Below are 20,746 nucleotides of genomic sequence, written 5' to 3'. Positions count from 1 at the left end.
CACTTTCAACCAGGAGGTTTCTTTGAACACGGACAATCTGACCCTGCGCTATTTCGATGCCGAAATGCGCTACCTGCGCGAGGCCGGCAACCGGTTCTTCGCGCTGTACGCCGACATCCACCTGTTCACCCAGATCACCCTGATCCTGCAACCGACCGGGAGGAGCCTGCGATGGAGCGAAAACCACAGCCAGCGGATTCCCGGTTAAGACTCGTCGAATGGCTCGATGCCGTGCAGGGGCGGGTGGCAGAGGCGAGCGTCTACCGTTTCTGCCAGTTGCTGGAAAGCGCTGCGCCCGGCCAGCCGTCGTTGGGCAGCACGGAAAACCCGAAGGATGATCTGGTGCGTTTCCGGCCTGACCCCGGCATGGGCTTTCCGGCCAGTGAGCTCAAAGCCGTGGAGTGGTCGTCTGAGGATCAGCCACTGCCCGCGACCGTGCGCACCCGCTTGCTCGGCCTCTATGGCGTGGATTCGCCGCTGCCGACGCGCTACCTCGACGACATCGCGCAAAAGCGGGAAGGCCACGAGGCGCTGGAGGGGTTTCTCGACATCTTCAACCATCGGGTCTTCACCCAGTTTTACCGGATCTGGCGCAAGTATTCGTACCCGGCGTCGTTCTCGCCCGCGGGCGCCGACCCGACCTCGCAATGCCTGTTCGGGCTGATCGGGCTGGGCATCCCCGGCACGGCAAAACGTATCGCCACGCCGCTGTCGCGCTTTCTGGCGCTGCTCGGGGTGATGCGTTTGCCGACCCGCAACGCCGAGACCAGTACGTGCTCTCGGTGCTGGACAACCTGCAGCGTATTTTCAACAGCCGCGCGGGCACCCTCGCGCACCTGCCCGATTACGGCCTGCCGGACATGGGCACCGTGCTCGAAGGCTTGCCGTCTGCCGCCCATGGACTGATGCGGACCATCGCCGACACGCTGCTCAAATACGAGCCGCGCCTGCTGTCGCTGCACATCGAGCTGTTGCCGCAGACCGAACCGGGCCATCTGGTCTACGCCCTCGACGCGACGCTGGAAGGCGAGCGCATCGCGACGTTCGGCACGACGTTGAGCCCGGAGGGAAGGGCGGTGGTGCGTCATCTCAAGCGCCATGATGTGCGGGCCCTCCCGTGAGGCTGACAGCGCGCGCGATGACCCAGGGCTTCGCCATGGAGATCAAAGCCGGCGGCGATCCGCGGGAATTGCCGGACTACCGGAGGTTGTGCATTGAAATGGCCCGAATGGGTCATCCGGCCTGCCCTGATGTGGACTGGCAATCCATCGAGCAGTGCTGCCTGGCCTTGTTTGCCAGCCATGGCGCGGACCTGCAAACAGCGGCGGCTTATGCCCTGGCGCGCAGTCACCTGGCCGGAGTGGACGGGATGTTCGAAGGCGTGGCGGTGCTGGAGAGCCTTTTGCGGGCAGACGCCAAACCCTGGCCCCGAGGGGTATCGGCGCGGGCGGAAATCCTCGGCGGAGTGTTCGGCTCGTGGCAAGCGGTGCTGCGGGAACTGGACATCAACCCTTGCGATCGGGCAGGCCTTAACCTGCTGAGCACGCGGGTTGGGTCGCTGCGCCAGACGCTGGTTCAGCAACATCCGCAATCCCTCATCGCGCTGGATCGGTTGCACGAGCAGATCGGACAGCGGGTTTCACGTCTGGAGCGCGATGCCCAAGCCCTTGGCGTTGTCGGGCAGCAAACAGCGCGAGCTTCAACGCTGCCCACCTCAGCGGACTCCCCCGTGCAGCGCGCAGTGCAAGGCTCAACGCAGCGCAACCGGCCCGGCACGCAAAGGAAGGCCACGCCCCCCAATCCGCCCCTCCAGCAGCGTCGAGCGCTCCGTATCGGATGGCTCGCTGCCGCGCTGTTCGGCTGTCTCATCGTTCTGGCCGCAGGCTATTGAGGTGCGTTGACCTCACACTTTCCGCGGGGTCGGTCGCGCACGGAATGTACCGCCCGGCTGAACCTTGGCATTTACCCGTCGGCCATATTTACAGCCGGGCACTGACTCCATTAGTGTGCGCGCATCATCTGCCTCAACACCGCGGCTGCCGCATGTTCAGGCACGTCCGCTCAGACCGGACACTTTCGCCCTTGGTTGAAATCACCCCTGCGTTGCGCGACCCTTGCGTCCCGGCCCCCGTTGCCAGCGTCCTTCAGCAATTGCGAACGGCGACCGCTGTCCAGCACACGGCACTCGAAGCCCGATTGCCACTGACCCACCCACAGCTTGATCTCGACACCTACAAACGGATCATCGCTGCCTATTACGGTTTTCATCTGCCCCTGCAACAGTCGATTGAGCGTTTTCTGGCGCCCCAGGCCGTTGATCCTGCGCGGCAGAAAATCCCGGCGCTGATCAAGGATCTGCACGCCCTTGGCCTGGACGACCTGCAGATTGAGGCGCTGCCGCTGTGCACCGAGCTGCCCGCCATCGACAGCGTCGCGCAGTTACTCGGCGTGATGTACGTCATGGAAGGGGCGACCCTGGGCGGGCAGGTGTTGCGCCGCATCATCGCCGACAGACTGGGCGTGGACGCCGACAGCGGCGGCGAGTTTCTGGACGTCTACGGCCGCAACACCGGTCATCTGTGGAAAGCTTTCCTGAAACAACTGGCCGAGTTCGACACCCCGCTGTACAACACCGAGGTGGTGCAATCGGCCCGCCTCACCTTTGAATCCTTTCAAACCTGGCTGGAGCGAGCGGGAGTGCTGAACAATGCTTAACAACATGCAGACCATGGACGACCTGCTGGACACCTGCGCCAACGAACCGATTCGTATCCCGGGCGCCATTCAGCCCCACGGCGCTCTGCTCACGCTGCTCGAAGCCGACTGGTCCGTGCAACAGGCCAGTGCCAATGCCTGGCAGATGCTGGGCATTCCCGGCGACGTGCAGGCCGGCGACTCGCTGGCACGCTGGCTGGGCGAGGCGCAGGCCGACGCCTTGCGCGACGCCGTTCGGGACGCGGATCTGCACAGCCTCGATCCGTTGCCGATGCAGTTTGCCGGGCAGGCATTCGATGGCCTGTTGCATCGCCATGACGGCCTGCTGTTTCTGGAGGTGGAGCCCGTCGCCACCCAGGCATCGATGCAGCACTTGGGCCCGCGCCTCACGCGCACCTTGCGTCGCCTGCAATCGGCCAAATCACTGGACGATCTGTACGCCATCAGCGTCGCGGAAATCCGCGCACTGACCGGCTACGACCGGGTGATGATCTATCGCTTTGAAGAGGAGGGCCACGGGCAGGTCATTGCCGAGTCGGCGACGGCCGAACTGGACGCCTACCTGGGGCTGTTTTTCCCCGCCACTGACATTCCGCAACAGGCCCGCGAGCTGTATCGCCTGAACTGGCTGCGCATCATCCCCGACGCCGCGTATGTGCCTGCGCCTATGGTCCCGGCCCTGCGCCCGGATACCGGCGAACCGCTGGACATGAGCCACGCGGTGCTGCGCAGCGTGTCGCCGATCCATTGTCAGTACATGCATAACATGGGCGTGCGCTCGTCGATGAGCATCTCCCTGCTCAAGGATGAACGCCTCTGGGGCCTGATCAGTTGCGGCAATCGCGAGCCGCTGCAGGTTCCCCACACCCTGCGCTCAGCCTGCCAGACCATCGGACAAGTGCTGTCGATGCAGATCAGCCTGCTGGAAGATCAGCACACTCAGCGCCAGCGACTGGCCAAACATCACATGCTGGACCGGCTGTCCAGGGCGATGAACGAGTCCGCCGCCGACGTCTACAACGGGCTGCTTGAACATTCCCAGGCGCTGCTGACACTGGTCGACGCCAACGGTGTGGCGGTGATCATCGACGGTCAGGTGCACCTGATCGGCCAGTGCCCGAGCACCGAGCAAGTGAGCGCGTTGCAGCAATGGCTGCAGAACCGGCCCGGAGCGGTGTTCGAGACGTCCAACCTCGGCGCCGTGTTCCCCGACGCGCAAGGGTATCCACACGTGGCCAGCGGACTGCTGGCGTTCAGCTTGCCCAAGCCGGTGGCCAACGCGGTGCTGTGGTTTCGCGCAGAGGTCAGGGGCAGCGTGGAGTGGAGCGGTAACCCACAGGAGGCCAAACGGGTCGTCAATGACCGCCTGCAGCCACGGGAATCCTTTGCCCTGTGGGAACAGCAGGTCGAGGGCAAGGCCAGGGCCTGGAGCGCCGGCGAGGTCTACGCGGTGTCCGACCTGCGTCGCTCGGCGCTGGAGGCGGACCTGTCACGGCAGGTGCTGCGCGAAAAAGAGGCCGTGCGTGCCCGCGATGAGCTGGTGGCCGTGGTGTCCCACGACCTGCGCAGCCCGCTGACCGTCATCGTCATGCAGTGCGCCATGATGCAGCGGGTGATCAACGCCGACGCCACGGCGTCTACCAAACGGCTCAATTCGGCCATCGACATCCTGCAGCGCGCGTCCACGCGAATGACCAACCTGCTGGAGGATTTGCTCGATACCTCAAAGATCGAAGCCGGCCGCTACTTCATCGACGCCGAGCCGCTGGAAGTCAGTCAGTTGTTCGAAGACGCCTGGTCACTGCTCACGCCACTGGCGCTGAACAAATTCATCGACCTGACGTTCGACGCTGATCCCGACCTGACGATTTTCGCTGACCCGGAGCGCATGTTCCAGGTGCTCTCCAATCTGGTGGGCAATGCCATCAAATTCACGCCCAAGTCCGGCAGTGTGAAGGTGACGGCGTCAGCCGCGGGCGACAAGGTGGTGTTCGCCGTGGTGGACAGCGGGGATGGCATTCGTGGCGATCAGTTGCCCCACGTGTTCGAGCGCTATTGGCGCAGGCGTGAAGGCAATCCGAGCGGCACGGGCTTGGGGCTCTACATCTCGCAGGGCATCGTCAGGGCCCACGGCGGCGAACTGACCGCCGCCAGTGAAGAGGGCGTCGGCAGCGAATTCCGCTTCACGGTGCCGCGCGCGCCCATGGCGTCCTGACCCGGACGCGAGCGCCCCAGTGGCCGGGGGTTATTCCTGACTGGAATCCCCCGCGTGAAAAACATGAATTTTATTTATGCCTGTCAGCCCTCTACCGTGAGCGTGTTCCGTTCACGGTAGAGCCATCATGACCGCACACCCCCAATCCCAGGCTGAGCCCCTGCCATCCATCGTCGAAGAGCACTGGAAGCGCAATCTGGCCGTCTGTGTGTTCGGCGCGTTCACCACCATCGTGGCCATGACGCTGCTGCTGCCGTTTCTGCCGCTGTATGTCGAACACTTGGGCGTCAGCGATCAGGCCGCCATCGTGCAGTGGTCGGGGGTGGCGTTTGGCGCGACCTTTCTGTCTGCCGCGCTGACGGCACCGCTGTGGGGGCGGCTGGGCGACCGCTACGGGCGCAAGCTCATGCTGATTCGCGCCAGCCTGGGCATGGCGGTGGCGATGTCGCTGATCGGGCTGGCGGAGAACATTTACCAGTTGGTCGGGCTGCGTTTGCTGGCAGGGTTGCTCGGCGGCTATGCCTCCGGCGCGACCATTCTGGTGGCGACGCAGACGCCCAGGGCGCGCACCGGCTGGGCACTGGGCATGCTCTCTTCGGGGATCATGGCCGGTAATCTCGCCGGGCCGTTGATTGGCGGACTGTTGCCGCCGCTGATCGGCATCCGTCACACGTTCTTCTTGGCCGGGGGGGTGATCTTTCTGACCTTCCTTGCGACGCTGTTTCTGATGAAGGAAGCGCCTCGGCCCCGACGTCAGGCGGGTGCGGCGAAGGCGCCGGCTGTGCGGGCGTGGGACGTCATCGCGGACAAAAAACCGGTGCTGACCATGCTGGTTGTGGCCTGTCTGGTGATGTTTTCGATCATGTCCATCGAGCCGATCATCACCGTGTACCTGACCCAGTTGCACAGCGAAAACGTCACGCTGATGGCCGGGCTGGTGATGTCGGCTACCGCTCTGGCCAGCGTGTTGTCGGCGTCCCGCATCGGCAAGCTGGCCGACCGCACCGGCCACTGGAAAGTGGTCATCGGCTGCCTGACGGCGGCCGCTCTGTTGCTCATCCCCCAGGCGTTCGTCAGCCATGCCTGGCAATTGGTGCTGCTGCGTTTTCTCATGGGCATTGCCCTGGGCGGCCTGTTGCCGTGCATTGCGGCGATCATCCGTCATTCGGTGCCCGACGCCGTGGCGGGGCGCATGCTGGGCTATTCCACGTCTTGCCAGTACATCGGCCAGGTGCTGGGGCCGCTGACCGGGGGGTACCTGGGCGGGCATTTCGGGATGCCGGTGGTCTTCATCGCCACCTGCCTGCTGATGGGCGGGTGCGCGGTCGGGATGTTGCTGATGCGGCCTCTGATGTCCAGCGGGACCGGCGCCAGCCGGGCGGAGCGCGGCATTTGACAAAACCATGACATCCCGCACCCGATAATCGCCGCAGGAGGGGCGACGCCCCGGATTCGAGTACCGCCATGCACGGACCTTCATGGACATCAAACACAGCCTCAAGCAACGGATTGTCATCGTATTCGCCTTGATGAGCACCCTGGTCGCCGGGGTATTCGCCGCCGGTATCATTGCCACCGTGCACGTGGTCGAAAAGCGCCTGTCGATCATGAGCCTGAAGGGCAACATGCACCGTCTGCTGGCGGTGGACAGCATCAACGACTGGCGCCACCGGCCTGAAAAAGACGAATTGTTCTACGCCGAAGAGGGCGTTGGCGACCTCGCCATGAGCGATGACCTCAAGGGCCTGCCCCTGGGATTTCAGGAGTTCTTTCGCGGCAAGAAAGCCTATTACGCCATGGTCTCGGAAGTGAACGGGCGCCATTACGTGTTGTTGCGGGATCAGCGCAAATTCCAGAAACGTGAACGAATTCTGTTCGGGGTCGTGCTGGTCGGCTTCGTCCTCAGCGTGCTGTTGGCGGTGTTGCTGGGGCGGCTGCTGGCGTCCCGGGTGATCACGCCGGTGTCGCGCCTGGCCGGTCAGGTGCGCCATCGCGATCAGTTGCTGGAACTGGCGCCGGTGCTCGCCAGCGATTACGCCAATGACGAAGTCGGCGCACTGGCCCGATCCTTCGACGAAACCCTGGGCCGGCTGCGGGCCGCGCTGAGTCGCGAAAAGCTGTTCACCAGCGACGTCAGCCATGAGCTGCGCACGCCCCTCATGGTGCTGGCGACGTCCTGCGAACTGCTGATGGAATACCCGGCGCTGGACGACCGTTCCCGCACGCAGGTCAAGCGCATCGGCAAGGCCACCGCGGGTATGAACCAACTGGTCGAAACCTTCCTGCTGCTGGCCCGTACCGAAGGCAAGAACACGCCTCATGGCCAGCGGTCGTCTCTGGTGCTGATCGCCGACGAGCTGGCTGACACCTGGCGCACGCCCATCGAAGCCAAAGGCTTGCGCTTCAGCTATCAGCGCCTGGACGGCGACGACGAGGCCTACAACGCGCCCTTGCTGCGCTCGGTGATGGGCAATCTCTTGCGCAACGCCTGGCACTACACCGATCAGGGATTCATCCAGTTGACCCTGCGCAGCGACGGGTTCAGCGTCGAGGACAGCGGCATCGGCATTCCGCTGGAAAAACAGCAGGCCATGTTCCAGCCCTTCGTGCGCGGCGACGAACAGCGCGGGGAGGGCCTGGGCCTGGGGTTGTCGCTGGTCCAGCGCATCTGCGCCAATCAGCACTGGACAGTCAACCTGACCAGCCGTGATGACGGGGGATGCTGTTTTACCGTGTCGCTGAAGCCGACCCATGAGATGTTGGTGGCCACAAGCCCCAGCGCCGACATCAGCGATTAATCCGACGCTTTCCCGGCTGACGCGGGTCCTGCAGCCGGTCCTGCAGTCGAGGTCAAACCAATCCAACCGCGCCCGGTCCACAGGGCGCAGGCGACACCGCGCACGCCACTGGTCCGGTGCACCGCACGAGGGCTCGACAGTGCGCTCCAAGGGTTGTCTCCCTTATGGACCCGCGACCATGCATCCTTTCAGCCCATCACTCATTTGCATGCCTGCCGACGATCCCGCGGTAGGTACGGATGACACCCCTGAATACCCGCTGTCTGCCCCCATCAAACCCGACGATCCCGAGCGGCGCAGCGAGCAGTCCCAGGCCGAGACCGATGGGTGCACCCCCGAAGCCGGTGCCGATCCGGCCGAGTGATTATCATTCGTTCGGATGGGTGAATCGCTGCGTCTGTCGGCAAATGCGTGTGCATCTGTCATTGAAATTGATGATTGCGCTTGGAAAGCTTCTTCAAAAACGGAAGAATGCGCGATTATTCGCGCACCTAACTCGCAATATTCACCACGCCAATACCGTGGCGGAGGAAGCAAATTTGAATCAGCTAAAACGCCTTCAGAGCGGAATTGAAGGGCTTGATGAGCTGCTAATGGGCGGCTTCGTTGCCGGGTCCTCGTACATCATTCAGGGTCGACCGGGCTCCGGAAAAACCATTCTGGCTAACCAGATCGGTTTCAATCACATCCGCAATGGCGGCCGCGTGCTGTTCGCGACCCTGCTCGCCGAGCCCCACGAACGGCTGTTTCAGTTCCTCTCCACCATGAGCTTCTTCGACAAAGACCGGGTCGGCGACCAGATCCAGTTCGTCAGCGCGTTCGACACCATGGAAAACGACGGCCTTGATGAAGTCGTCAAGCTGCTGCGCCGGGAGATCGTCCGCCAGAAGTCCACGGTGATGATCCTTGACGGGCTGCTCAATGCCCGCTCCAAAGCCGAATCCACCCTCAACACCAAACGCTTCATCTCCGAACTGCAGGGCCACGCCGCTTTCGCCGGGTGCACGGTGTTCTTCCTGACCAGTTCGCAGCTGGACGACGGCAGCCCCGAACACACCATGGTCGACGGCGTGCTGGAAATGGGCGAAGAGCTGGTCGGCAACCGGTCCGTGCGCCGTATCAAGGCGCGCAAGACCCGTGGCAGCGGCGCCATCCCCGGCGCCCACGAATGCGAAATCACCGAAAACGGGCTGGTCGTCTACCCGCGCCTTGAAAGCACCATCACCCACTCGGCGCTGCGCGACAGTGCTGAGTTCAGTGTCGTCGCCAGCGGCATTGACACGCTGGACCCGCTGATCGGTGGTGGCCTGGTGGAATCGTCGGTGACCTTGCTCCTCGGCCCGTCGGGCACGGGCAAGACCACGTTCGGCCTTAACTTTCTCGCGCGCTCGACGCCCGACGAACCGGGGCTGCTGTTCGGCTTCTACGAGTCGCCACAGCGCCTTCGGGTGAAGGCGGCGGCGCTCGGCCTGGACTTTGAAGCGCTGGAACGCGCCGGTGCGCTGCACATCGCCTGGAAATCACCGACCGCCGAGTTGATCGACAAACTCGCCCTCGACCTGCTGCGGATCGTCGAGCAGCACGGCATCAAGCGCGTGTTCCTCGACAGTCTCGGCGGCATGGCCAGGGCGTCGTGCGATCAATCGCGGATTCTCGACCTCTTCAGCGCCCTGATGAGCGAGCTTCGCGCCCGTGGCGTCACGGTGGTCTCGAGCTGGGAAATCCGCGGCCTGATCGGTGGCAAGATCGACGCACCGGCCCCTGACATGTCGGGCATCGTCGACAACCTCATGCTGATCCGCTTCGCGCAATCGACGGCGGGGCTGACCCGTCAACTGTCGATCCTCAAAATCCGCGATAACCCCTACGACCCGGCCCTGCTGGACGTCTTGATCGGCGAGCAGGGTCTGACTGTGAAAAAGGCTGCGTTCCATGCCCTCGACGATTCAGGCAATGCAACGGCGTAGAAGTCGTCATCGAGCCGATGATCGCTCATTGGCGCGGAGGGCTGCATGACCACGATTCTGATCGTCGACGATGAATACCTCATCGCTGACATCCTCAGCTTCGCGCTGGAAGACGAAGGCTACCTGACGGTCACCGCCGGCAGCGGACTGAAGGCCCTCGGCATTCTCGAACGCGAGCGCCCGCAGCTGATCATTACGGATTACATGATGCCCGGGATGAACGGCATCGAGCTGGCGGAAGCGGTGCGCGTGAATCAGAGCCTGGGGCAGATCCCGATTGTGCTCATGAGCGGTGCGCAGTCGCATCTGGGCATCGCCCGGCCAGACCTGTTCAGTAAAGTGTTCGACAAGCCGTTCGAAATCAGCGCAGTGCTGGAAGCGGTACGGTCGCTGCTGGGCACGTAGGACCGGCTTCAGCCGGGAAGAGGCCGGTGTTGACGCCAGCAATTTTGCGGCGCGGCAGGTGATGGCGGGCGTGGATTAAAACTCAGGAAGGCAGGGCGGCCATGACGCCGCCCTGGGTGAATTAACGTCCGTCAGCGACCTTGCGTTCGATCTCAGCTGACTTTTTGTTCAGCTCCTCGGCGTCCTGTTCCTTTTCCCGAATGGAGGTCGGGGTGATGATTTCGTCCACCGCGCGGGTGTCGTTGTCAGGGTCATTGAGGTCTCGCTGTACCACGTTGACGGGTTTGCCAGCGCTGTCCAGGGTTGGCGCGTCCGGCTGGGTGACGTTGCGTGGGTCGACCGGGGTGTCGTTGCTCATGGGTTCATCCTCGCTGTGGGGTATGAGGGTTGGATGTGTCGACGGTCGCCGAGTTCGGGTTTTTTTCGGCCGCGTGCCAGGCGGGGCCGGAGCCGCTCAACGCTGCTCCACCAGATTAAGGAAGCGCCGCGTGCGCTCGTTGTCCGGGTCGACCAGCACCTCGGTCGGCGAGCCATCGGCGACGATGCGCCCGCCCTCCATGAACAGCACGCGGTCAGCGATGTCCTGGGCGAACTTCATTTCGTGGGTCACCAGCAGCATGGTCATCTGCTGCTCGTGGGCGATGGCCCGAATTACCGCCAGCACTTCACCGACCAGCTCGGGGTCCAGCGCAGAGGTGACCTCGTCGAACAGCATCACTTGGGGCCGCATGGCCAGCGCCCGGGCAATGGCCACGCGCTGTTGCTGGCCGCCGGACAGCTGCGCGGGATAGGCATCGGCCTTGTGGCTCAAACCGACCAGCCCGAGGTATTGATGGGCGCGCTCCAGAGCCTCTTCGCGGCCCAGCTTGAGCACCTGAAGCGGGGCTTCGGTGACGTTCTGTTGCACGGTCAGGTGCGGAAACAGGTTGAACTGCTGAAAGACCATGCCCACCCGATGCACCACCGGCGGCTTCTTCGCACCCGGCCAGTGCCAGCCGCCGGATTTGGCCGGCACCGGCGAGCCGGCCACCTCGATACTGCCGTGCTGATAGGCCTCCAGGCCCTTGATCAGGCGCAGCACCGTGGATTTGCCCGAACCGCTGGGGCCGATCAGGGCGACTTTCTGACCGGCGGGGATGCTCAGGTCGAGGTGATCGATGACCCGGGTCGCGCCAAAGTTTTTCACCACTTGCTTGAGGATGATCTGCGGCGATGCGCCGGGCAGAGCGTGTGCGAGATCAGACATGGCTGCGCCTCTCGAAATATTTGAACAACAGGGAGGTCGGCACGCTGATCGCCAGGAACATCAGCGCCATCACCGTGTAGGGCTCGTTGTAGCGGTACGTCATGCCGGCGATCTGCTTGGCCGCCTGGAACAGCTCGGGAATCGTGATCACCGCCAGCAGCGGGGTTTCCTTGAACATGCCGATCAGGTAATTGCCCAGCACTGGCAGCATCGGTTTGAGGGCCTGGGGCAATACGATCCGCCGCCACGTGGTGGCGCCGTCGAAATCCAGGGCCTTGGCCGCTTCCCATTGTCCGGCCGGCACGCCTTCGATGGCCCCGCGAAAGGCTTCGGCAATGTAGGCCGCGTAATACAGGCCGAGCCCGATCACCCCGGTGGAAATCGCCGGCAGGGTCAGGCCGGCCAGCGGCAGGGCGAAGAACAGTACGTACAGCTGGACCATCAGCGGCGTGTGCCGAAAGAAGCTCAGGTAGCCGGCGCTCAATCGTTGCACCAGCGCGTTTTTCGAGCGCTGGGCAATGGCCAGCAGCAGGCCGAGCAGCACGGCCAGCAGAAACCCCAGGATCACCACTTGCAGCGTCACCAGCAGGCCCTGAAACAGATCGGGGACGATGGACCAGGCGAAGGCGTAATCGAAGTTCATGGGGCCACCCCGCGACGCCAGTGGGTGACCCGCCGCTCATAGCGCTTGACCAGCCAACTGAGCGGCCAGGCCATGACGAAATAACACACCAGCACGATGCTCCAGATCAGCGTCTGCTGGCCCAGGGTGGTAATCAGCTGACCGCCGGAAAACGTCAGGTCGCTGAGGGTGATCAGTGACACCAGCGACGTGGTCTTCAGCAGCTCGACCAGTTGATTGCCCATGGGCGGCAGCATGAAGGGCAGGGCCTGGGGCAGGATGATTCGGCGAAATGCCGTGATCGCGTCGAAGTCCAGGGCCTTGATCGCGTCCCGCTGGCCCCGGGCGACATTGCTCAGGGCTGAGCGGACGATTTCCGAACCATAGGCGGAGAAGGTCAGGCCCAGGCCGAGAATGCCGGTGGTCATCGGCGCCAGGGTGATGCCAAACAGCGGCAGGATGAAGAACAGGTAGAACAGCAGCACCAGGGCGGAGATGCCCCGCAGGATTTCGACGTAGACCGTCGCGATCCAGCGCAGCGCGCGCCATGGCGACAGGCGCATCAGCGCGATGACAAACGACATCACCACCACAACGACTTGGGCGAAGAAGGTGATTTCCAGGGTGACCAGTGCGCCGTTGGCCAACTGGCGAGCGATGAAGCGCGCGGTGTCCAGGGTGGAAGCATCAAAAAGCATGGGCCGTACTCGTATGGGCTGGGGCCGTCATGTCGCGGGTGAAGGATCGAGAAGCTTCCCGGCTGAAGCCGGTCTCACTGGATGCGTGCGGTCTGTAGGACCGGCTTCAGCCGGGAACAGGGCCGTGGCGGCACCCCCGATTTCCAGTGTGCTCACCGACGCCTTCCCGGCTGAAGCCGGTCCTACAATGGCGCAGGCATCAGCGCAGGCATCATCATCGGCATCGGCATCGGCATCGGCATCGGCACCGGGATCAGCATCAGCGGTTGCAGCGTTGCTCGGCGGTGACGTCGGCGGGCGGCAGTTCGTTTTCGGTGTAGCCGTACTTCTGCAGGATCTTCAGCAGGTCACCGGACGCGCGCAGTTTCGCCAGTTGCTCGTTGAACGCCTGGGTGAACGCCGGATCGTTTTTCGGCAGGCCGTAGGCGTGGTAATTCCAGGTCGGTTTGCCATCGGCGTCCGGGATCTGCTCGAACGGCAGCGCGCGTTCAACCGGCGTGCCCTCGGCTTTTTTCAGCAGGCCGATGATTTCGGCATCGGGGAAGTACACCACGTCGACGCGATCGGCCTGCAGCGCGGCGAGGGCTTCGGTGTCTTTGTCGAAGAGCACCACGTTGCCATTGCTGATGCCGCTGTCCTTGGCTTCCTGCACCTGATTGCTGCCGGGCTGGGTCGCCAGCCGCGCCTTGCCGTTGGCCGCGACGTCCTTGAGGCTGTGCAGCTTCAGCGGGTTGCCGGCCTTGACCAGAAACGCGCCACCGGAGCGGGTGACCGGGTTGGAATAGCCAATCACTTTGCAGCGTGCCGGGTTGATGAACAGGCCGGCACCGATCAGATCGAAACGACCTGCCGCGAGGCCCGGCACCAGCGAGCCGAACTCGGTGATGGGCAGTTCAACCTTGCTGATGCCCAGCGGTTCGAGAATGGCCCGGAGGATCTCGACGTTGGCGCCGACGATGTTCCCGTCGGTGCCCACGTAGGCATAGGGCTGCTCGTTGGCGATGCCGGCGGTCAGGCCCTGAGTGCGGCCCTTTTCCAGCAGGTCGGCGACGGCGGAGAACGAAACCACGGCATTCAGCAGCAGGGCGGAGCCGAGTGCGGCTGACAATGACAGGGATTTTCCAGCGATTGTGCGAGGGAAGGGCATGGCGGACTCGTGGCGTCAGTGGGGGCAGGAGAGCGGAAGCCGCGAATCATAAGAGTCTAAAAAAGATTAGATAAATATCGTTTAGTTATTAGTTTATGCACTTGGGTCCGATGGATTCGGGCCGTGCCACGGCAACCGTATCCCCCTTGGACCGCTCTGGCAAGGCGGTCCGGGGGAACAGTCCGCGTCGATCAGGCCGTGGTTGAGGTTTCGCGGTGCGGCAGTTTCCAGCCAGCGCGAATAAAGTGGCAGGTGTAGCCGTTGGGAATGCGCTCTAGGTAGTCCTGATGCTCAGGCTCGGCTTCCCAGAACGGTCCGGCCGGGGCGATTTCGGTGACGACTTTGCCCGGCCACAGGCCCGACGCATCGACATCGGCCACGGTGTCCAGCGCCACGGCTTTTTGCTGGTCGTTGAGGTAGAAAATCGCCGAGCGATAGCTCACGCCCCGGTCATTGCCCTGGCGATTCGGGGTCGACGGGTCATGAATCTGGAAGAAGAATTCCAGGATCTGACGGTAGGAAATCTGTTCGGGATCGAAGACGATTTCGATGGCTTCGGCGTGGGTGCCGTGGTTGCGATAGGTGGCGTTGTCGACGTCGCCACCGGAGTAGCCGACGCGGGTCGAGACGACGCCGGGGTAGCGGCGCAGCAAGTCCTGCATGCCCCAGAAGCAGCCTCCGGCAAGCAGCGCGGTTTCGGTGTGGGTGGTCATGGGCAAGTCCTTCCAGCTGTTGAGCGGTGTGTGTCAGACAAGCGCCGCAGTGTGCGTGTCTGCGAGCTTGTTGGCGAGCGGGCGGCGCAACGGCCGCCCTTGAAGATCAGAGGATGGAGACGCGCACTCGTTCAGTCGCCGCCGAACTGCTGACGGTATTGGCCGGGCGTCACGCCGATGCGCTCATTGAATGCCTTGCGCATGTGCCGCGCGCTGCCGAAGCCGCAGCGACTGGCCACCACCTTGAGCGGCAGGTCACTGCCTTCGAGCAGTTTGCGTGAATGATCGATGCGGGCGTTGAGCAAGAATTGCATGGGCGTCAGACTGGCTTCGCGCTGAAACGCCCGGGCGAAATTGCGCGGACTCATCGCTGCCAGGTCGGCCATGCGCTGCACGGTGTACGCCTCATCAATGTGATCGACGACGTAGGCCTGCACCCGGGCGATCGCGCTGTCATCCCGGGGCACCGCCGCCAGCAGCGGGCCGTAGGGCGTTTGCCCGCCCTGACGCTTCATCACCACCAGCAGCACTTTGGCGACTTCGAGGGCGATCTCCTTGCCATGGTCTTCGGCGACGATGGCCAGGGCCATGTCGATCCCGGCGGTAATGCCACCGGAGGTGATCAGGTTGCGGTCGACGACGTAGATTTGCTCGGTTTCGACCCGGGTGGCGGGGAAGCGCCGGGCGAGTCGCTCGACGTAGTTCCAGTGGGTGGTGCAGCGATAGCCGTCCAGCAGGCCAGCGTCCCCCAGCAGAAACGCACCGGTGCAGATCGCCCCGAAACGCCGGGCGCCCTGGACGGCGGCGGGTAGCCAGGCGGTGAGCCGAGGATGGCCGACGCCGTACGCGCCCGGCCCGCCGGGGACCAGCAGCAGATCGATGTCGGCCGGCAGATCGTCCAGCGCCACATCCGCCTGGACCTTGAGTCCGCAGGAGCTGCGGATGAGCAGCGGGCGCTCGGCCACCGTGATCAATCGGTACTGTTCTTCCGGTGCCAGCAGTCGATTGGAAATCGAAAAGACGTCCATGGGGCCGGTCACGTCGAGCATGAGCACGTCGGTGAACAGCACCACTGCCACTGTTCTTTGCCTGGAAATGTCGCGCATGCCTTGATCGCCTTTCTGTTACCGCCACTGCCAGCGCAGGGGGCACGAGCCTGAAACCAGGCGGCATTCTAGGGGATTGTGCGGACGGATGTGAATGATGGGCGTTGGTTGACGTGCTGCCTGTTCAGTGCGGGCGATCGTCCCACTGAATGCGCGCGGTGTTTTTAGTGGGACTGGCTTTAGCCGGGAAGGGGCCGGTGCGAGCAGCCTCGATTTTGCGGTGTGGCTTCTGGCGCTTTCCCGGCTGAAGCCGGTCCTACAGTCGATGTCAGCGCCGGTCCCACCGGGGATACGCAAAGCGCAAGATTCTGCGAGTCCGCCAGTCCGTAATCAATGTCCGGAATCATTGCGGATCTGACATTGCCGGCTCTGCGGGTGCGCTTTAGACTCCCGGCCATCCACTAGACGACTGGTCTACGCCAGTTGATCCGGTCACCCTCTTCAACGCCTTGAACGGAGTTTCACCCATGGCTACGCAACCCCTGCTCACTCACGTCAACCTCGGGCGGCACGTGCTGAAAAACCGCATTGCCTTCCCGCCCTTGACCCGCCAGAGAAGCCTGCAACCGGGCGATATCGCGTCGGACCTGATGGCGACGTACTACCAGCAGCGTGCGTCCGCCGGTTTCATGATCACCGAAGGCACCCAGATCGAGCCGCGCGGCCAAGGCTATGCATGGACCCCGGGCATGTATACCGCCGAGCAGGTCGAAGGCTGGCGCAAAGTGACCGACGCGGTGCACGCGGAAGAGGGCGTCATCTTCGCCCAGCTCTGGCATGTGGGGCGCGTGTCCGACCACGCGTTGCAGCCAAACGGCGAAGCGCCGGTTGCCCCATCGGCGATCCCGGCGGCCAACGCCAAGGCGTTCATCGAAACCGCGCCGGGCGCAGGGCAACTGGTGGTGCCGCCGACGCCTCGCGCACTGACCGTGGAAGAAATCCGCGAGTTGGTGAAGCTGTACGCCCAGGCGGCAAAAAACGCGATCGAAGCGGGTTTTGACGGCGTGGAAATCCACGCGGCGAACGGTTACCTGGTCAACCAGTTCATCTCCGAGCACGCCAACCACCGCGACGACGAATACGGCGGCTCGCTGGAGAACCGCTTGCGCTTCCTGCGCGAGATCGTCACTGCCGTCGCCGAAGCCGTTGGCGGGGATCGTCTGGGCGTGCGCTTCTCACCGCTGTTCGCCAGCACCGACGAAGAACGCGTCTACATCGGCCTGGTGGAAAGCGATCCGCATCACACCTACGTCGAAGCCATCAAGGTTCTGGAAAACGCCGGCGTCGCCTACGTCTCCATCGCCGAAGCCGACTGGGACAACGCCCCTGAACTGCCGGAGACCTTCCGCAAAGCCATCCGCGACGCCTTCAGCGGACGCATCATGTACGCCGGCCGCTACACCGCCGAACGCGGCAACCGCCTGATCGACGCCGGCCTCGCCGACCTCATCGCCTTCGGCCGCCCCTTCATCGCCAACCCCGACCTGCCCGCACGCATCGCCAACGGCTGGCCCCTCAACCCCGTCAACCCGGCCACGTTGTATGGCGGGACTGAAGTGGGCTATATCGACTATCCGGTTTATAAGGCTGGCGAATAAAACCCCTCGCCTTATCCCGGATCGAGTACAGACGCGGACGCGGAGCGATCAGTGGAGGCAAAAGACGTTAGCGTTGTCCCGGGGACAGATTAATTTACGGTGAAGCGCTGTAAATAAATCAGTCCCCTATGCGCTATGGTGCACTCACTGGCCTCTTCCCGGCTAAAGCCGGTCCCACTAAAAGCGATGCGTTCAGTCAGTGGGACCGGCTTTAGCCGGGAAGCTGTTGATCTGACTTTGATCTTGATCTTCGTACACAAAAGGCCCAGTCACCGCCAATCGCGACTTGGGTGCAGGCTGAACGCAGGTCTCGCGCAGTGGGCCGAGCGGCATGGATGCCGCGAGAGCCGCCCCCCGCCATGGATGGCGGATGGCGGCGGGCCCACGGAGCGAGACCGGAGTGAAGGAACCCGACGAAGTCGGGCCCAACCAGGAGCAGGCACTTTTGCTTACTTTTGGTGCTTTTCAAAAGTAAGTCGCCGAAGGCGAAACAGTCTGCCCCCAGGCAGACGCTCTTGATCTTGACGTTCTAGCGATTTCCAGCGCGACTATTCGCGCGTAGCGATCTCATCCAGATGGTTAAGCAACGCCAGCGGATCCTCATACACCCGCAACGCCCCGGCGCGCTCCAGCTCGCTCACGTCATACCCGCCCGACAACAGCCCGATCCCCGTCGCCTTGCACCGCCGCGCCGCCAACATATCCCAGATCGCATCACCCACCACCAGACAATCCTCGATCCTCGCCTCAATCTTCTTCGCCGCCGTCACAAACAAATCCGGGTCCGGCTTGCCATTCTTCACATCATCCCGCGTGATCAGATTGATCTGCTCCGGCTCCAGCCCCAACGCCTTCAGATTGATCCGCGCCGTCGACATCTCCCCACTGGTCGCGATGCACCAGGGAAAACCCTCATCGTCCAGCGTCTTCAACAACTCCACGGCCCCCGGCAGCGCAATGATCTGATCCTGGGTTCTCTCGTACGCCTCAGCGTGCCTTTCACTCAACCGCTCAGCCTGCGCCTCAGTGATCTCCATCCCGGTTTCACGGGACAGCATCTTCAGCATCAAGCCGCCGCTCATGCCGATCTTGCGGTGGATGCGCCACATCGCCAGTGGAATGTTCTCTGAATCAAGGGCTTCCTTCCACGCCGTGACGTTTTGATAAACGCTATCGGTCAGGGTGCCGTCGAGGTCGAAAAGGAAGGAGGTATTGGATCGCATGGTGAGGCTCCGTTGGTCAACAGGTCATCCGCTGACAATGACTAAAAATAAAAGGGGAAGCGCCCGGCGTTCAGGCCGGGGCATAAAAGCGGTTCAGGACAACCCGAGTGTCAGCCGCTTCAACCGGCATTCCACGACCTTGTCGTAGAACTCGGAAAGCGCATCGGCCTGCTGCGCGTCAATGCCGCCGCAGCACCGCAGCCCGAGCACGAAGCCGTTCTTGACCGCGTCGATGGTCGAGCCCGACGCATGGATATCAGCCAGGATGCGCTCGCTTTGCGGTCGCAGTACGGGGGGCAGGTGGTCGAGGATGTCAGTCATGGGGAAGGCTGCCTTTCAGTTCTCTGTCCGGCTGTCTGTGTCTGCACAGCAGCGGTTGAATGCTCATGCAAGACCTGACCGGGAGAGGGGCGCAGCGGTTCCGACAAATTCTTCAAATGACCGCGAACGGCAGGGGTCGTGGGACTGGCTTTAGCCGGGAAGGGGTCGTGTGTTACACCACAACACTGATGGTGTACAAACCGGCCTCTTCCCGGCTGAAGCCGGTCCCACCAGAATCAATCTATACGCGGGTGCTGCTGAACCAGCGTCTCGCGCTTGGCTTGCAACTCGGCAATCTGCGTGTCGATGTCTTCAATCTTCTGCTCAATGTTGTCGTGATGCTCCTGCAGCAGCTCACGGGCTTCGTTGAGGTCCGACGCCGCCGGCGCGGCGCCACGCAAAGGCTTGTTCGCGGTTTCTTTCATAGTCAGGCCGGTGATCAGGCCCACTACCGCCACCACCATCAGGTAGTACGCCGGCATGTACAGGTCCTGGGTGGTTTCAACCAGCCAGGCGACCACGGTCGGGGTCAGGCCGGCAATCAGCACCGAGACGTTGAAGGCACTGGCCAGCGCGCTGTAGCGGATGTGGGTGGGGAACATCGCCGGCAGCGTCGACGCCATGACACCGATGAAAAAGTTGAGGATCACCGCGATCAATAGCAGACCGGCGAAGATCAGGCCCAACTGGCCGCTGTTGATCAGCTTGAACGCCGGAATCGACAGCACCAGCAGCGCGATGCTGCCAGCGATGATGAAGGGGCGACGGCCGATCTTGTCACTGAGGAAACCGATCAGCGGCTGCACGAACAGCATGCCGACCATGATCGCCACGATGATCAGGACGCCGCGGTTTTCGCTGTAATGCAGGTTGTGGGACAGGTAGCTCGGCATGTACGTGAGCAGCATGTAGTACGTGACGTTGGTCGCCGCGACCACACCGATGCAGGTCAGCAGGCTGCGCCAATGCTTGGTCGCGACTTCCTTGAACGAGACTTTCGGGCCGTGTGCCAGGCCTTCGCGGTCACCCTGTTCGAGCTTTTCAACGTGCTGCTGGAACGCCGGGGTTTCTTCCAGCGCGTTACGCAGGTAGAGGCCGATCATGCCCAGGGGCAGGGCGAGGAAGAACGGCAGACGCCAGCCCCATTCGAGGAACTTCTCCTCGCCGACCACGGACGAGATGAGCACCACCACGCCGGCACCCAGCACAAAACCGGCGATCGAGCCGAAATCCAGCCAGCTGCCAAGGAACCCGCGTTTGCGGTCCGGCGCGTATTCAGCGACGAAGATCGAGGCGCCGGTGTATTCGCCTCCGACCGAAAAGCCCTGGGCCATCTTCGCCAGCAGCAAAAGGATCGGCGCCCAGATGCCAATCGATTCATACGAGGGAATCAGTCCGATGGCAAAGGTACTCAAGGACATGATGACGATGGTCGCGGCGAGGACTTTCTGTCGCCCGTACTTGTCACCGATGGCGCCGAAAAACACGCCGCCGATGGGGCGAATCAGGAAGGGCACGGAAAAGGTCGCGAGGGCCGCGATCATCTGCACGCTGGGGTCGGCGCCGGGGAAGAAGATCTTGCCCAGTGCGTAGGCCACGAAGCCGTAGACGCCGAAGTCGAACCATTCCATTGCGTTACCCAGCGCGGCGGCGGTGATGGCCTTCCGCATCTTGGCATCGTCGACAATAGTGATGTCTTGCAACCCGATCGGGTTGACGGTTTTCTTGCGTGATCTCATAAAAGTCCCGGCAGCTAGAAGTGTGACGTTGCGACGTTGTGGCGATCGGCGTTGCGACCCACTGCAGCGCATCCACCCGAAAGAGGTGGTGTGCTGTCGTAATAGTGGCAGGCCGATCTGAATCAGATAGGACCCTGACACAATTAATTCAGAAAAATCCCTGGTTTTTTGAAGTTTATTCAAATGAGTGATTAATCGAGCGGCTCTATCGACCGATAAAGTCAAACAGGTTG

At 62.9% G+C, this 20,746-nt stretch carries 20 protein-coding genes and 2 pseudogenes; 12 read left to right on the top strand and 10 right to left on the bottom strand.

Annotated features, from left to right (window positions below; translation table 11 throughout):
• Positions 1–22: 22 nt before the first annotated feature.
• The 11 genes and pseudogenes from SLW75_RS05040 to SLW75_RS04990 all read left to right on the top strand — a co-directional run bounded on the left by SLW75_RS05040 (position 23) and on the right by SLW75_RS04990 (position 10,100).
• Positions 23–208 carry a hypothetical protein gene (locus tag SLW75_RS05040; RefSeq protein WP_410933831.1) on the top strand — a complete coding sequence of 62 codons (186 nt, stop codon included), beginning with the start codon at positions 23–25 and terminating at the stop codon, positions 206–208.
• Positions 172–774, top strand: a pseudogene (gene tssG / locus SLW75_RS05035) (type VI secretion system baseplate subunit TssG); the annotation flags it as partial. The gene SLW75_RS05040 and the pseudogene tssG, both read left to right, overlap by 37 nt.
• Positions 765–1,121: pseudogene (gene tssE / locus SLW75_RS05030) on the top strand (type VI secretion system baseplate subunit TssE); the annotation flags it as partial. The pseudogenes tssG and tssE, both read left to right, overlap by 10 nt.
• Complete coding sequence (locus SLW75_RS05025) at positions 1,118–1,891, top strand: type VI secretion system ImpA family N-terminal domain-containing protein (protein ID WP_410933724.1); 774 nt, start codon at positions 1,118–1,120, stop codon at positions 1,889–1,891. The pseudogene tssE and the gene SLW75_RS05025, both read left to right, overlap by 4 nt.
• Before the next feature lie 191 nt (positions 1,892–2,082).
• A complete protein-coding gene (locus tag SLW75_RS05020; RefSeq protein ID WP_244656927.1) occupies positions 2,083–2,715 on the top strand; it encodes a biliverdin-producing heme oxygenase in 633 nt (210 codons plus the stop codon).
• The gene (locus SLW75_RS05015) at positions 2,708–4,930 is read left to right on the top strand and encodes an ATP-binding protein (RefSeq protein WP_410933723.1); all 2,223 of its coding nucleotides are present in this window, start codon (positions 2,708–2,710) and stop codon (positions 4,928–4,930) included. The genes SLW75_RS05020 and SLW75_RS05015 overlap by 8 nt, the downstream gene beginning before the upstream one ends.
• 127 nt (positions 4,931–5,057) lie before the next feature.
• Complete coding sequence (locus tag SLW75_RS05010) at positions 5,058–6,326, top strand: MFS transporter (protein WP_410933722.1); 1,269 nt, start codon at positions 5,058–5,060, stop codon at positions 6,324–6,326.
• An 82-nt stretch (positions 6,327–6,408) separates the two neighbouring features.
• Entirely contained in the window at positions 6,409–7,728 is a 1,320-nt protein-coding gene (locus SLW75_RS05005; protein ID WP_065991592.1) for a sensor histidine kinase, read from the top strand.
• 178 nt (positions 7,729–7,906) lie between these two features.
• On the top strand, positions 7,907–8,092 hold the full coding sequence (locus SLW75_RS05000) for a hypothetical protein (RefSeq protein ID WP_410933721.1): 186 nt from the start codon (positions 7,907–7,909) through the stop codon (positions 8,090–8,092).
• A 175-nt stretch (positions 8,093–8,267) separates the two neighbouring features.
• The gene (locus SLW75_RS04995; RefSeq protein ID WP_083233208.1) at positions 8,268–9,695 is read left to right on the top strand and encodes an ATPase domain-containing protein; all 1,428 of its coding nucleotides are present in this window, start codon (positions 8,268–8,270) and stop codon (positions 9,693–9,695) included.
• Between the two features lie 45 nt (positions 9,696–9,740).
• Entirely contained in the window at positions 9,741–10,100 is a 360-nt protein-coding gene (locus SLW75_RS04990; RefSeq protein ID WP_065991595.1) for a response regulator, read from the top strand.
• Positions 10,101–10,221: 121 nt separating this feature from the next.
• Here SLW75_RS04990 and SLW75_RS04985 read toward each other — a convergent pair whose 3' ends face one another.
• From SLW75_RS04985 to SLW75_RS04955, 7 genes are all read right to left on the bottom strand, one after another.
• Positions 10,222–10,458 carry a hypothetical protein gene (locus SLW75_RS04985; protein ID WP_065991596.1) on the bottom strand — a complete coding sequence of 79 codons (237 nt, stop codon included), beginning with the start codon at positions 10,456–10,458 and terminating at the stop codon, positions 10,222–10,224.
• Between the two features lie 96 nt (positions 10,459–10,554).
• Positions 10,555–11,346: an amino acid ABC transporter ATP-binding protein gene (locus tag SLW75_RS04980; protein WP_410933720.1), complete on the bottom strand. Its 792-nt coding sequence runs from the start codon at positions 11,344–11,346 to the stop codon at positions 10,555–10,557.
• Positions 11,339–11,989, bottom strand: coding sequence for an ectoine/hydroxyectoine ABC transporter permease subunit EhuD (ehuD, locus tag SLW75_RS04975; RefSeq protein WP_410933719.1), 651 nt, complete (start codon positions 11,987–11,989; stop codon positions 11,339–11,341). The genes SLW75_RS04980 and ehuD overlap by 8 nt, the downstream gene beginning before the upstream one ends.
• A complete protein-coding gene (ehuC, locus tag SLW75_RS04970; protein WP_065991599.1) occupies positions 11,986–12,666 on the bottom strand; it encodes an ectoine/hydroxyectoine ABC transporter permease subunit EhuC in 681 nt (226 codons plus the stop codon). Before ehuC ends, ehuD begins: the two co-directional genes overlap by 4 nt.
• Before the next feature lie 259 nt (positions 12,667–12,925).
• Entirely contained in the window at positions 12,926–13,813 is an 888-nt protein-coding gene (gene ehuB, locus SLW75_RS04965; RefSeq protein WP_065991600.1) for an ectoine/hydroxyectoine ABC transporter substrate-binding protein EhuB, read from the bottom strand.
• A 191-nt stretch (positions 13,814–14,004) separates the two neighbouring features.
• Positions 14,005–14,526, bottom strand: a complete 522-nt coding sequence (gene msrA / locus SLW75_RS04960) for a peptide-methionine (S)-S-oxide reductase MsrA (protein ID WP_065991601.1) — start codon at positions 14,524–14,526, stop codon at positions 14,005–14,007.
• Between the two features lie 131 nt (positions 14,527–14,657).
• The gene (locus SLW75_RS04955) at positions 14,658–15,632 is read right to left on the bottom strand and encodes a GlxA family transcriptional regulator (RefSeq protein ID WP_410929248.1); all 975 of its coding nucleotides are present in this window, start codon (positions 15,630–15,632) and stop codon (positions 14,658–14,660) included.
• A gap of 467 nt (positions 15,633–16,099) precedes the next feature.
• On the opposite strand from SLW75_RS04955, the gene SLW75_RS04950 reads away from it, so the two are divergent.
• Positions 16,100–17,230 (top strand): alkene reductase, encoded by a 1,131-nt coding sequence (locus SLW75_RS04950; RefSeq protein WP_410933718.1) that lies wholly within the window; start codon positions 16,100–16,102, stop codon positions 17,228–17,230.
• Between the two features lie 548 nt (positions 17,231–17,778).
• On the opposite strand, the gene SLW75_RS04945 is transcribed toward SLW75_RS04950, so the two are convergent.
• The 3 genes from SLW75_RS04945 to proP all read right to left on the bottom strand — a co-directional run bounded on the left by SLW75_RS04945 (position 17,779) and on the right by proP (position 20,513).
• On the bottom strand, positions 17,779–18,453 hold the full coding sequence (locus SLW75_RS04945) for an HAD family hydrolase (RefSeq protein WP_065991604.1): 675 nt from the start codon (positions 18,451–18,453) through the stop codon (positions 17,779–17,781).
• A gap of 93 nt (positions 18,454–18,546) precedes the next feature.
• Positions 18,547–18,774: a hypothetical protein gene (locus tag SLW75_RS04940; RefSeq protein ID WP_410933717.1), complete on the bottom strand. Its 228-nt coding sequence runs from the start codon at positions 18,772–18,774 to the stop codon at positions 18,547–18,549.
• 236 nt (positions 18,775–19,010) lie between these two features.
• Entirely contained in the window at positions 19,011–20,513 is a 1,503-nt protein-coding gene (gene proP, locus SLW75_RS04935; RefSeq protein ID WP_192131440.1) for a glycine betaine/L-proline transporter ProP, read from the bottom strand.
• Positions 20,514–20,746: the final 233 nt, after the last annotated feature.

The organism is Pseudomonas sp. W5-01 (assembly GCF_046540435.1).
GTDB lineage: Bacteria > Pseudomonadota > Gammaproteobacteria > Pseudomonadales > Pseudomonadaceae > Aquipseudomonas > Aquipseudomonas graminis_B.
This window is presented reverse-complemented; position numbering and strand designations above follow the sequence as displayed.